The sequence below is a fragment of the Microbacterium sp. Root1433D1 genome (assembly GCF_001426835.1).
Classification (GTDB): domain Bacteria; phylum Actinomycetota; class Actinomycetes; order Actinomycetales; family Microbacteriaceae; genus Microbacterium; species Microbacterium maritypicum.
Window position 1 is genome coordinate 855639 of record NZ_LMFN01000002.1, and the last position, 12692, is coordinate 868330.

Consider the following 12692-nt stretch of genomic DNA (forward strand, 5'->3'; position numbering starts at 1 on the left):
CGGCCGATCAAACGGCAACCTGACGAGTCTACCAGCCGGCGACTGCCTCCGGCGCCACCGGCCGGGAGGGAGGCCCGCACGGTTCAACTAGGCTCGAAAGGTGCAGAAGAAGTTCGACGAGTGAGCGCCCGCCGCGGCCACCTGATCGACCTCTCCCCCCTGAGGTCCAGCCCGGCATTCGCCCGGATGTGGATCGGATCCACCCTCGCCGGCATCGGCGGCCAGCTCACCATCGTCACGGTGATGCTCCATGTGTTCGCACTGACGCAGAACACCTTCGCCGTCTCCATGATCGCGGTCGCCGGCCTCGTGCCGATGATCCTCGCCGGGTTGTACGGCGGCATGCTCGCCGACGCATTCGACCGACGCCGTGTGGCCCTGATCGCGGCGACGATCACCTTCGCATCCACCGCCCTGCTCGCGGCGCTCACATGGACGGGCATGGAGACGATCTGGTGGCTGTACGTCCTGAGCATGATCAACTCGGCCGCCAACTCGGTGGGCATGGCCACGCGCACCGCCATCGTGCCTCGCCTCATCCCTCGCGACAAGCTCGCGGCCGCATCCGCCCTCAACGGTGTGGCCTTCGGACTCACGGTGATGGCGGGGCCGGCGCTGGCCGGCCTACTCGTCGCCCTCACCGGCTACGGGTGGACCTACACGATCGACGTCGTGCTGATGCTGTCGATGTTCCTCGGGCTGTGGACGCTGCCGTCACTGAGGCCGGAGGGCGCGGTCGTCCGTCCGGGCCTCGAGTCGCTCGTCGACGGCTGGCGATTCCTGCGCAAGGCCGGCAACATCCGGATGCAGTACATCATCGACATCATCGCGATGACGTTCGGACAGCCTCTCGTGCTCTTCCCTGCGCTCGGCACGGTGCTCCTCGGTGGCGGTGCACTCACCACCGGTATCCTCACCGCCGCCGTCGCGGTCGGCACGTTCGCCTCGAGCCTGTTCTCGGGCCGCGTCGTGCAGTACCGCTGGCACGGCCGCGGCATCGCTCGGGCTGTGCAGGCGTACGGCGCGTCGATCCTGCTGTTCGGCCTGGTGCTGCTCATCGGAGCCTTCTCCGCGCCGGCGAGCGAGACCGCGCCGCACGTCGCGCTGATCGTCGCCGCGTGCGTCGCGCTCGCCCTGTCCGGCGCCTCGGACAACGTCAGCTCCATCTACCGCAACACGATGATGCAGGCAGCGGTGCCCGACGCGATGCGCGGACGCCTCCAGGGCCTGTTCATCGTCGTCGTCGCCGGGGGTCCGCGAGTCGGGGCTCTCTACGCCGGGACGCTCGCGACCCTGACCACCCTCTGGTTCCCGCCGCTTCTCGGCGGGGTCCTGGTCATCGCGCTCGTCGCCATGCTCGCGCGCCGCAGCCGTCGGTTCCACGACTACGACGCAGAGAACCCCGAGCCCTGACGGGCTCGGGGTTCTGGCGACCGCGCGAACGGGGTCAGTCCTGCTGCAGCGCGCCCTGCAGGTCGAGGCTGATCGTGACGTCCTTGCCGACGAGCACGCCGCCGGTCTCCAGCGCCGCGTTCCAGGTGAGGCCGAAGTCCTCACGGTTGATGACCGTCTTGGCCGAAGCGCCGGCCTTGTAGTTGCCGTACGGGTCGGTGCCGAAGCCACCGAAGTCGAGCTCGAAGCTGACCGGCTTGGTGATGCCGCGGATCGTGAGGTCTCCGTCGACGTACAGGTCATCGCCCTTGACACGCGCACCGGTGGAGACGAACTCCATGGTCGGGAAGTTCTCCGTGTCGAAGAAGTCGCCCGAGCGCAGGTGCGCATCGCGGCCCTCGTCGTTGGTGTCGATCGAGGTGACGTCGACCGTCGCCTCGACCTTGGCCTCGAGGGGGTTCTCCGGGGCCACGAGCGTCGCGCTCTTGACGCCGAACGTGCCGCGCACCTTTGAGATCATCATGTGGCGCACGCTGAAGGTGACCTCGCTGTGCGAAGGGTCCAGGACCCAGGTGCCGGGACGGTAGCCGGGGATGTCGATGCTGGTCATTGCTTCTCCTCTGGAGACTTCAGCCGCTGCTGCGGCAAGGGACAGGGGCCGCGTTGCCGCGACCACTGTGACAACTTACATTCAGTCGCATGTATTCCCCTGAATGGAGAATCACTTCCGGAACGCCACGAGGCGCCCCTTTCCCGAAGGAGAGGGGCGCCTCGTGGAGAAGATCGAAGTCAGCCGACGGCGACGAGATCGATGATGAAGATCAGCGTCTTGCCGGAGAGGAAGTGCCCTCCACCGGCCGGGCCGTACGCGAGGTGCGGGGGGATGATCAGCTCGCGGCGCCCGCCGACCTTCATGCCGGGGATTCCGTCCTGCCAGCCCTGGATCAGGCCGCGCAGGGGGAACTGGATGGTCTCGCCGCGACCCCAGGAGGAGTCGAACTCCTCGCCGGAGTCGAACTCCACACCGGCGTAGTGGACCGTCACCGTGTCGCCGGGCTTCGCCTCGGCGCCGTCACCCTCGATGATGTCGCGGATGACGAGGTCCGCCGGAGCGGGGGTGCTGGGGGCGTCGAACTCAGGCTTTGTGCGTTCAGTCATGTCTCCATCAAACCCGAGGCCGACGGACGGGGTCAACGCGCGCGCACCTGCTCACAGCGAACACCTCATGCACGCACCGTAGAACCTCGGCAAGACGCTCTTGACACCCGCACGGGGCCGGGTGCACCCTGTTTACAGATCAACTCAGCGCCCGGGAGACTCGCAGGCATCGCCGCAGCACCGGGCGCTGAGTCTTGCCGGGGGCGGGCCCCGCTGCCTCGCTGCGTGTCAGTAGGAGAGCAGAGCCGCCCTGGTAGCCCTGGTGCGGATCAGGAGAGCGCGCTCGTCGTCCACGGCCAGAGGATCCCGACCGGTGATCGCGCGCTGGCGCACGGCGGCGAGTGCGGTCGCGTCCTTGACGAACGCGCGCATCAGAGGCCGTCGGTCCCCGCGCAGCTGCGAGGCCCAGGCCAGTCCCACCTTTCGTCCGGCGGGGGTCGCGAGCATCGTGACCTCCTCGGGCGTGAACCACCCCGCGGCGGCGTAGTCCTCCAGGCGTGCTCTGGTGAGCCTGGCCTCCTCGCGACGCAGGGCGACGATGCACAGGATGAATCCGACGAACAGCGGCACCTGGAGGGTGAAGTAGAGCCCGAAGAAGTCCGCGAACGTCGCGGAGCCGTTCCAGAGCGCGTGCAGGAGGATCGCCCCGACCAGGCCCAGCGCCCCGGCGCCGAGCGCCGCCTGGGCCGAACCGTGCCGGCGGGCGACGAGACCGATCGCGAAGCCGGTGATCGCGGTGAACATGGCATGCGCGAAGGGCGAGAAGAGCCCACGCACCACGAACGTGACGGTGAGCTGTTCACCGCCGCCCTCGATCAGGCTCAACCCGAAGTACTGGATGTTCTCGGTGAACGCGAATCCCGCCCCGACCAGTGCGCCGTATACGATGCCGTCGACGGGGCCGTCGAAGGCCCGTCGGGCGAGCAGGAAGATGAGGAAGACGCCGAGCCCCTTCCAGAGCTCTTCCACGATGGGTGCCTGCACGACGGCGGTGAACTCCTCCGATCGAATGTCGAGCAGGAGGGTCAGTGCCGTGTCGACGAGAAGGGTGAGCCCGACCGCCGCCACCGCACCCCAGGCGATGGCGAACGCGACGAGTCGCTTGGGCTCGGGCTCCCACCGATCGATCAGGCGCACGCCGAGGAACACGATCGTCAGCGGAATGAGCGCGAGCACAAGGCCGACGACCGATGCGAAGGATCCGAGCGCCCAGACGAAATACCCCACGAGGGCGATCAGCAGGAACCCGAGTACTCCGAAGAGCCAGAGCGAAACCGTACGCCCCTTCCTGGTGGGCACGGGCAATGCGGGAAGAGACTCCGCCGGCGACGGGGCCACGGGAGCCGGTGGCGTGTACGGGGTCGGTTGCGCGAGAGACGAGGCGTACCCGGTGGAAGGCGCCCCGGTCGCAGGCGCAGGAAGGGGACTCGCGGGAGGCGCGGGCATGTAGGGCTGCCGCGACACCTGCGGCGATGCCGGCGGAGGGGCGTAGGGCGAGGGCTGCTGCGGCTGGGACGGTCCTCCGGAACTCATAGGCAAAGCTTATGGGCACAACGCAGACGGTCCGGATATGGCGACGCCCTCCACCCGGCGACCACCAGCCACCCGGTAGCGTAGAAGCATGCGGTTCGCTCACCTGCGCCGTCCTGACTCCCCTCTCGCGGTTCTCGCCGTGGTCGAGGGCTCGGACGCCATCCTCGTCTCTGACCTCCTGAACGACCCTCCTGCCACGCTGCAGCAGCTGATCGAGGGAGGAGACGACGCGCTCGAGGCCCTGCGCGCAGCGCTGGCGACCGGTTCCGCCCGGCGGCACCCTCTCGACGGCTGGGCGTTCGCCTCGGCCGTGCTCGCTCCCCCGGCCGTGCTGGCCGTCGGCCTCAACTACGCCGCGCATTCCAGCGAGCTGGGCCTGAAGACGGATGCCGCACCCACGGTGTTCACGCTCTGGCCGAACTCGCTCACCGGACACGAGCAGACCACGTCGTGGCCGCGCGCTCTCAGCGAAGCCGTCGACTACGAGGCCGAGCTCGGCGTGCTCATCGGCTCGCCCGCGAAGGACGTCGCCGAAGCCGACGCACTGTCGCACGTCTGGGGGTACACGGTGGTCAACGACATCACCGCGAGGAACATCCAGTTCTCCGAGGCGCAGTGGTCCCGCTGCAAGTCGTTCGACGGATTCACCCCGACCGGACCCTTCGCCGTGACCGCGGACGAGATCGCCGACCCGCAGGACCTCCACATCTGGACCGTCGTCGACGGTCACACCGTGCAGGATGCGAGCACCGACCAGATGGTGCGCTCGGTGGCGAAGCTGATCACGCACCTCTCGCAGTCGCTCACCCTGCTCCCCGGCACGCTCATCTCGACCGGCAGCCCCGGAGGTGCCGGCTACTCGCGCGACCCGCAGATCTTCCTCCGCGACCACTCCACCGTCACGGTCGGCATCGACGGCATCGGTGAACTCACCACCCACTGCCGGATCACCGACTGACCTCACCGGATACGAAGAGAGGGACGGATGCCGGAGCATCCGTCCCTCTCTTCGTATCCGCGTGATCAGATCTCGATCAGGTCCTCCGACGCGATCACCGGGATCGCCGCCGTGATGGTCTCGAGCCCGGACAGGCGTGCGGGCGAAAGCTGCTTGACGACCTCTTCGCGGGACATCAGGCCGGCTTCCACCACCAGATCGGCGACACTGCGGTTGGTCAACAGCGCGGTCTTCGCCAGGGCTGCCGCTGCTGCGTAGCCGATGAAGGGCGTCAGTGCGGTGATGACACCGACCGAGGCTCCCACCATCGCCCCCAGGCGGTCGCGGTTGGCGGTGATGCCGTCGACGCAGTTCACGCGCAGGGTCCACATGGCCTGACGCATCCAGGTGATCGACTGGAAGATCGAGTGCGCGATCACCGGCTCGAAGGCGTTCAGCTGCAGCTGCCCGGCTTCCGCCGCCATCGTCACCGTCATGTCGGCACCGGCCACGGCGAACGCCACCTGGTTCACGACCTCGGGGATGACCGGGTTGACCTTGCCGGGCATGATGCTGGAGCCCGCCTGCATGGCGGGGAGGTTGATCTCGCCGAAGCCCGCCTGGGGGCCCGAAGAGAGCAGCCGGAGGTCGTTGCAGATCTTCGACAGCTTCATCGCGTTGCGCTTGAGCGTCGAGGAGAACGACATGAACGATCCGGTGTCGCTGGTGGCCTCGACGAGGTCGCCGGCGGTGCGCAGGTCGAGTTCGGTGATCTCACGCAGGTGCTTGAGCACAGCGGGCGCGTAACCGGGGTGGGTCGTGATGCCGGTGCCGATAGCCGTGGCGCCCATGTTGATCTCGAACATCAGCGAGGCGTTCTCGGTGAGGCGCGTGTGGTCGTAGCCGAGCGTCGTGGCGAAGCCGTTGAACTCCTGGCCGAGCGTCATGGGCACGGCGTCCTGCAGCTGGGTGCGCCCGACCTTCAGAACGTCGTGGAACTCGCGCGACTTGCCCAGGAACGACAGCCGCAGCAGGTCGAGCTCTTCGAGCAGCGAGCGCAGCGTCAGCGAGAGGCCGATCTTCACTGCCGTCGGGTACACGTCGTTGGTGGACTGGCTGCGGTTGGTGTGATCGATCGGCGACAGGAAGGCGTAGTCGCCCTTCTCGCGGCCGGCCATCTCGAGCGCGATGTTGGTGATGACCTCGTTCGCGTTCATGTTGGTCGAGGTGCCGGCGCCGCCCTGGATGACACCGACCGTGAACTGCTCGTGGAACTCGCCGTCGATCACTCGCTGCGCGGCACGATCGATCAGGTCAGCGCGCTCGGGGTCGAGCACTCCGATCTCGCGGTTCGCGCGGGCGCTGGCCTGCTTGACCATCGCGAGGCCGACCACCAGGTCGGGATACACCGAGATGGGTCGCTTCGTGATCGGGAAGTTCGCGTCGGCGCGGGCGGTGTGGATCCCCCAGTACGCGTCGACGGGAATCTCCATGCTCCCGAGCGAATCGGTCTCGGTGCGGGTCGGGGTAGGCGCGGCAGAAGCCATGTCACATCCTCGTGGGTCGTGGCGGGTGAGAAGGGTGGGGGATGCCCCCAGTCTACGCCGCTCAGCGTCCGGGTTTGCGGGAGAAGGCCTCGAGTCGCCCTTCCGGGCTGAGCTTCGCCATGCGCTCCAGCCAGGCCTCGGAGAAGTAGTCGCCGGTCGGGGCCTCGGTCACCGGGACCACGGTGTGCGTGATCGTGTCGGGGTAGACGTGGACGATCTGGAAGGCCTGCGCGGCGTCCATGCCGTTGACCTCGGCCGACGGACGCGCGACGTTCATCGTGTAGCACGTCGCCGAGGCGACGCTCACGGGAACCCCGGCGAAAAGGCCGTGGGAGGAATAGTGCAGATGTCCGGCGAGGATGCCGCGCACATCGCTCCTCCGCACGATGTCTGCGAGCTCGTCCTGATGCCGCAGCTCCAGGATGTCGAACAGCGGCAGATGGCTCGGGATCGGCGGATGATGCATCGCCAGCAGCGTCCCGTGCGGGGCGGGCTCGGCGAGCACCTCCGCCAGCCAGGCGAGCTGACCGTCGTCGAGATCTCCGTGATGCCACCCCGGGACACTGGTGTCCAGCGCGATGAGTCGGAGGCCGTCGAGGTTCCAGACACCGGTCACCGGCTCCTCGGTCGGCGTCAGATCCAGCAGGCCCTCTCGCAGAGCCGGCCGCTCATCATGGTTGCCTGCCACCCAGATGACCGGGGCCCGCAGCGCCTCGGCCACCGGCTCGACCGCGGCCCGAAGGCGACGATAGGCATCGGGCTCCCCCAGGTCGGCCAAGTCCCCCGTGACGACGATGGCCGTGGGGTGCGGATGCACGGTGCGGATCGCCTCCAACGTGCGGGCGAAGTTCTCCTCGACGTCGTAGCGTCCGCCCAGCCGCACTCCCCCGGCGAGGAAATGCGGGTCGCTGACATGGATGAGCACGTGCGACGCGGGCTCGTGCCTGCCGAAGACGTAGGGAGTGCCGGTTCCTGCGGACATGACATCAGCCTATGGCCGCACCGGCCCCCGCACCGGGCCCCCGTTCCGCCGTCGTCAGTGACCGATGACGAGGAGCAGGATGCCGCTCACCACTGCGGCGGCGCAGAGCGCGAAGCAGCCGTAGGCCCCGACGAGGGCCAGCGACTTCTGCCCCTCGGTCAACGGACTCTTGCGCGCGGCCTTCGCCGCCTGCTTCTCGGCGCGCTTGAGCTCCTTCTCGGTGATCACCGTGATGGCGTCCGTGAACTCCGCCGGGCTCACCACCGGAGCCCGACCGCTGCGCACGAGCAGACGCAGACCCAGCGCGTAGAACGTGACGATGGCCGCGGCGCCGATGAGGGCTGCCGCGAAAACCTGGAGGAACGCGAACCAGTCGATCACGACGTTCATGCGGACTCCCCGTTCCGGTCGGCATCTGGCTTCTTCTTCGATGCCGCAGACTTGGACGCACCGGCGCCGGCCTTGGCCTCCGCCTTCTTCTTGGCCTTGGCCGCGGCATCCTTCTTCGCCTGCGCCTTCGCCTTCTCCCTGGCCTCGGCGCGAGCCCTGGCCTCAGCCTTGGCCTGCTCGATGCGCTGTTGACGACGCGTCGGCGGGGGCGTGTCGGGAAGCTCGATGGCCATGCCGGACTCGGCGACATCACTCATCGCGTTGGCGGGCGTGACGGCGTTGCGACGCGAGCGCATGTACAGACCGAGGATGATCAGGACCGCGATCACGGCGTCGATCGCGACGCCCCAGTTGCCCAGCCAGACCACGAGCAGCGCAGCGAGCGCTCCCACTCCACCGGCGGCGGGAAGCGTCAGCAGCCAGCCGATGCCGATGCGGCCGGCGGTCCGCCAGCGCACCGTGGACCCGCGGCGACCGAGGCCGGATCCGATGACCGATCCGGAGGCGACCTGCGTGGTCGAGAGCGCGAATCCGAGGGCGCTGGAGGCGAGGATGGTGGCGGCTGTCGAGCTCTCCGCCGCGAAGCCCTGTGCGGGCTTGACGTCGGTCAGGCCCTTGCCGAGGGTGCGGATGATGCGCCAGCCGCCCAGGTAGGTGCCGAGCGCGATCGTGAACGCACACGCGATGATGACCCACAGCTCGGGCTCGTGGTGAGCGCCGGACTGCCAGCCGATCGTGATCATCGCGAGGGTGATCACACCCATCGTCTTCTGGGCGTCGTTGGTGCCGTGAGCCAGCGCGACCAGCGAGGAGGTGAAGATCTGCCCCCACCGGAATCCGTCGCGACCGTCGGGCTTTCCGTCGTAGCGACGGGTGATCGAGTAGGCGATCTTCGTCGCGGCGAAGGCGATCAGGCCTGCCGTGACCGGAGCGATCAGCGCGGGGAGCACGATCTTGGAGAGCACCATGCCGAAGTCGATGCCGCCGATGCCTGCGCCGACGAGGGTGGCGCCGATGAGTCCACCGAAGAGCGCGTGCGACGAGCTCGAGGGAAGACCGAGAAGCCACGTGAGCATGTTCCAGGTGATCGCACCGATCAGACCGGCGAAGATCAACGACAGGAACAGATCCGCCCCGGCCTCGATGATCGCATCCTCACGGATGATCCCGCCGGAGATGGTCTTGGACACCTCGGTCGACAGGAAGGCGCCGACGAGGTTGAGAACGGCGGCGAGGAGGACGGCTGTCTTGGGCTTCAGCGCGCCGGTGGCGATCGGCGTCGCCATGGCGTTCGCCGTATCGTGAAAGCCGTTGGTGAAGTCGAAGAAGAGTGCCAGCGCGATGACAAGCACGACGATGAGGGCTGCGGTTTCCACCGTTCGCTTTCGGTCGTTTGAGGAAGAAGGAGATGTCGACGTGATCGACGTGATGAACGAAGAGTTCACCGTGGGTTTGACTTCCGTTAACCGGCCCCGGTAGATCCTCCCACCCTCCCCCGTGCCGGTCAACTCGACCTGGGATAGCGTGAGACGGTGACTGACGCTCCTACCGCCGACCGCCGCTCCTCCCTCCGCACCCACCACGGTGACACCTTCGACGATCCGTACGAATGGCTCCGCGCAAAGGAGTCGGCGGAGGTCGTGTCCCACCTCGAGGCCGAGAACGCCCACACGGATGCCGAGACGGCACACCTCGCCGCTCTGCGCGAGCGGCTCTTCGAAGAGATCAAGGGCCGCGTGCAGGAGACGGACCTCTCCGTTCCCACCCGCCGTGGCCACTGGTGGTACTACAGCCGCACCGAGGAGGGCGCGCAGTACGGCATCCATTGCCGCGCCGCGGCCGAGCCCGACGACTGGACTCCTCCGCGTCTCGAGCCCGGTGTCCCGGTTCCCGGCGAGGTCGTGCTCCTCGACGGCAACATCGAGGCGGAGGGGCACGAGTTCTTCTCGCTCGGAGCGTTCGACACGTCCGACGACGCCACGAAGCTGCTGTGGTCCACCGACTTCGAAGGTGACGAGCTGTACACCGTGCACGTGCGCGACCTCACCACCGGCACCACGCTCGACGACGAGATCCCGAACACGGGCGGCGCTTTCTTCACACCAGACGGTCGGGGTGTGATCTACACGACCCGCGACGAGGCGTGGAGGCCCGACACTTTGTGGCTGCACCGCCTCGGCACGCCCGTCACCGACGACGTGAAGCTCTTCCACGAGCCGGATGAGAAGTTCTGGCTCGGTGCCGGGATCACCCGTAGCCGCCGGTATCTGGTCATCGCGGTCGGTTCGAGCATCACGAGCGAGGAGTACCTCGTCGATCTGACGGGCGAGCTAACCGCGGAGCCGCAGCTCGTGTGGCCGCGTCGCGAAGGCGTGGAGTACTCGGTCGAGCATGCGGTCGTAGACGGCGAGGATCGCCTGCTCGTGCTGCACAACGACGGAGCGCTCGACTTCGAGCTCGTCTCGGTGTCAGCGTCCCAGCCGCAGGGCGAGCGACACGTGGTGCTCGCGCATGAGCAGGGCAGACGACTCCTCGGTGTCGATGCGTTCCGCGACTTCGCCACCGTGGAGTACCGCAGCGAGGGACTCGAGCGCGTCGGTCTGCTCGACTACGCCACGGATGCGGTCGATGAGCTGGTGTTCGACGAACCGCTCTACTCGGCCGGCGTGAGCGGGAACCCCGAGTGGCACTCGCCGTTCCTGCGTCTGGGATACACCTCTTTCGTGACGCCGGGGACCGTGTACGACCTCGACCTCGCGACCCGGGAGCTGGTGCTGCGCAAGCAGGTGCCGGTGCTGGGGGGCTACGACCCCGCCGACTACGGCCAGCGACGCGAGTGGGCGACCGCATCAGACGGCGTGCGCGTGCCGATCTCGCTCGTGTGGAAGCGCTCGTTCGGCGAACCAGGCGTCGAGCCGCGTCCGGTGCACCTGTACGGCTACGGATCGTACGAGCACTCGATCGATCCCGACTTCTCCGTGGCACGCCTTTCCGAACTCGACAGGGGTGTGATCTTCGCGGTCGCGCACGTGCGCGGAGGCGGCGAGATGGGCCGGCAGTGGTACGAGGACGGCAAGCTCCTGCACAAGCGCAACACGTTCACGGACTTCGTCTCCTGCGGCGAGCACCTGGTCGAGTCGGGTGTGACCACGCCGAGTCGGATGGTGGCCGAGGGCGGCAGCGCCGGCGGCCTGCTGATGGGCGCGGTGACGAACCTCGCGCCCGAGCTCTTCGCCGGCATCCTCGCCGGTGTGCCGTTCGTGGACGCCCTGACGACGATCCTCGATCCGTCGTTACCGCTGACCGTCATCGAATGGGACGAGTGGGGTGACCCGCTCCATGACCCGGACGTCTACGCCTACATGAAGTCGTACAGCCCCTACGAGAACGTCCGCGACGGCGTGGACTACCCGCGGATCCTCGCCGTGACGTCCCTGAACGACACGCGCGTGCTCTATGTGGAGCCCGCGAAGTGGGTCGCACGCCTGCGCGAGGCCGGGGCGAAGGACGTGCTCCTCAAGTGCGAGATGGTCGCCGGACACGGTGGGGTGAGCGGGCGCTACAACTCCTGGAAGGAGCGGGCGTTCGAACTCGCTTGGCTGCTGGACACTCTCGGCCTCGCCGAGGAGTGAATCGCTGAGGCTGAGCTCGTCCGCGAAGGGCGGACTCAGCCTCAGGCGGCTCAGCCGAAGAGCGCCGCCGCCTCGTCGTAGCGGTAGCGCGGGACCGTGTTCAGTTCGCCCAGTGCGTCGGCGAACGGCACCCGGACGATATCCGTGCCCTGCATGGCGACCATCTGGCCCCAGGCGCCGTCGACGATCGCGTCGGCAGCGTGCAGACCGAGTCGTGTCGCGAGCACGCGGTCGAACGCCGAGGGCGATCCGCCGCGCTGGATGTGACCGAGGATCGTCGCCCGCGTCTCGATGCCGGTGATGCGCTCGATCTCGGGCGCGAGCAGGTCGCCGATGCCGCCGAGGCGGGGGCGGTTGAAGGCGTCGAGGCCCTTGTCGCTGTAGGCCTCGTCCATTCCGAGGAGCTTGAACCCCTCGGAGACGACGACCAGAGGCGCGCGACCGCGATCATGCGCGCTGGTCACCAGCTCCGTGATCTCGTCGATCGACATCGGCACCTCGGGGATGCAGACGACGTGAGCTCCGGCAGCCATTCCGGCGTGCAGTGCGATCCAGCCGACGTGACGGCCCATGACCTCTGCGACCATGCAGCGCTGGTGCGAGTCGCCGGTCGTACGCAGTCGATCCATCGCATCCGTGGCGATGTTCACCGCGGTGTCGAAGCCGAACGAGTAGTCGGTCGCCTGCAGGTCGTTGTCGATCGTCTTGGGGACCCCGATGACCTTGATGCCGTCCTTGGCGAGACGGTCCGCTGCGGCCAGTGTGCCCTCACCACCGATCGCGATGATGCCGTCGATCTTGTGCCCGTAGAGGGTCTTGGCGATGTTGTCGGCTCCCCCACGCTCGCCCTCGTACGGGTTCGTGCGGCTGGTGCCGAGGATCGTGCCGCCGACCTTCGACAGCCCCTTCACCTCGTGTCGGGTCAGCGGCATGAAGTCACCGTCGACCAGGCCCCGCCATCCGTCGCGGATGCCGACGAACTCGAGGTCGTATGAGGTCGTGCCCTTGAGCACGATGCCGCGGATGACCGCGTTGAGGCCGGGGCAGTCGCCGCCGCTCGTCAGGATGCCGATCTTCATGCTGGTGCCTTCAGACGTTCGGGAGATGGGGGGAACAGGCGA

The 12692-nt window shown here is 67.8% G+C and carries 11 protein-coding genes; 3 read left to right on the forward strand and 8 right to left on the reverse strand.

Annotated elements, in window-relative coordinates:
• Window positions 1–120: 120 nt before the first annotated feature.
• Entirely contained in the window at window positions 121–1413 is a 1293-nt protein-coding gene (locus ASD13_RS10035) for an MFS transporter (protein ID WP_055868772.1), read from the forward strand.
• A gap of 34 nt (window positions 1414–1447) precedes the next feature.
• Here the strand turns inward: ASD13_RS10035 and ASD13_RS10040 are convergent, their stop codons facing one another.
• The 3 genes from ASD13_RS10040 to ASD13_RS10050 form a co-directional block, all read right to left on the reverse strand.
• A complete protein-coding gene (locus ASD13_RS10040; protein ID WP_017830940.1) occupies window positions 1448–2002 on the reverse strand; it encodes a YceI family protein in 555 nt (184 codons plus the stop codon).
• A gap of 179 nt (window positions 2003–2181) precedes the next feature.
• Window positions 2182–2550, reverse strand: a complete 369-nt coding sequence (locus ASD13_RS10045) for an FKBP-type peptidyl-prolyl cis-trans isomerase (RefSeq protein WP_017830941.1) — start codon at window positions 2548–2550, stop codon at window positions 2182–2184.
• Between the two features lie 228 nt (window positions 2551–2778).
• Window positions 2779–3849, reverse strand: a complete 1071-nt coding sequence (locus ASD13_RS10050; protein WP_200942479.1) for a PrsW family intramembrane metalloprotease — start codon at window positions 3847–3849, stop codon at window positions 2779–2781.
• A 322-nt stretch (window positions 3850–4171) separates the two neighbouring features.
• Here ASD13_RS10050 and ASD13_RS10055 point away from each other — a divergent pair, with 322 nt between their 5' ends.
• The gene (locus ASD13_RS10055) at window positions 4172–5041 is read left to right on the forward strand and encodes a fumarylacetoacetate hydrolase family protein (RefSeq protein WP_055868776.1); all 870 of its coding nucleotides are present in this window, start codon (window positions 4172–4174) and stop codon (window positions 5039–5041) included.
• Window positions 5042–5106: 65 nt separating this feature from the next.
• On the opposite strand, the gene ASD13_RS10060 is transcribed toward ASD13_RS10055, so the two are convergent.
• From ASD13_RS10060 to ASD13_RS10075, 4 genes are all read right to left on the reverse strand, one after another.
• Window positions 5107–6567 carry an aspartate ammonia-lyase gene (locus tag ASD13_RS10060; RefSeq protein WP_055868778.1) on the reverse strand — a complete coding sequence of 487 codons (1461 nt, stop codon included), beginning with the start codon at window positions 6565–6567 and terminating at the stop codon, window positions 5107–5109.
• A gap of 61 nt (window positions 6568–6628) precedes the next feature.
• On the reverse strand, window positions 6629–7549 hold the full coding sequence (locus ASD13_RS10065; RefSeq protein ID WP_055868780.1) for a phosphodiesterase: 921 nt from the start codon (window positions 7547–7549) through the stop codon (window positions 6629–6631).
• Window positions 7550–7603: 54 nt separating this feature from the next.
• Window positions 7604–7939, reverse strand: coding sequence for a hypothetical protein (locus tag ASD13_RS10070; RefSeq protein ID WP_017830946.1), 336 nt, complete (start codon window positions 7937–7939; stop codon window positions 7604–7606).
• The gene (locus ASD13_RS10075) at window positions 7936–9315 is read right to left on the reverse strand and encodes an inorganic phosphate transporter (protein WP_055868781.1); all 1380 of its coding nucleotides are present in this window, start codon (window positions 9313–9315) and stop codon (window positions 7936–7938) included. The genes ASD13_RS10070 and ASD13_RS10075 overlap by 4 nt, the downstream gene beginning before the upstream one ends.
• 156 nt (window positions 9316–9471) lie before the next feature.
• Here ASD13_RS10075 and ASD13_RS10080 point away from each other — a divergent pair, with 156 nt between their 5' ends.
• Window positions 9472–11571, forward strand: coding sequence for a S9 family peptidase (locus ASD13_RS10080; RefSeq protein ID WP_055868783.1), 2100 nt, complete (start codon window positions 9472–9474; stop codon window positions 11569–11571).
• A gap of 50 nt (window positions 11572–11621) precedes the next feature.
• On the opposite strand, the gene ASD13_RS10085 is transcribed toward ASD13_RS10080, so the two are convergent.
• On the reverse strand, window positions 11622–12650 hold the full coding sequence (locus ASD13_RS10085; RefSeq protein ID WP_017830949.1) for a 6-phosphofructokinase: 1029 nt from the start codon (window positions 12648–12650) through the stop codon (window positions 11622–11624).
• Between the last annotated feature and the right edge of the window lie 42 nt (window positions 12651–12692).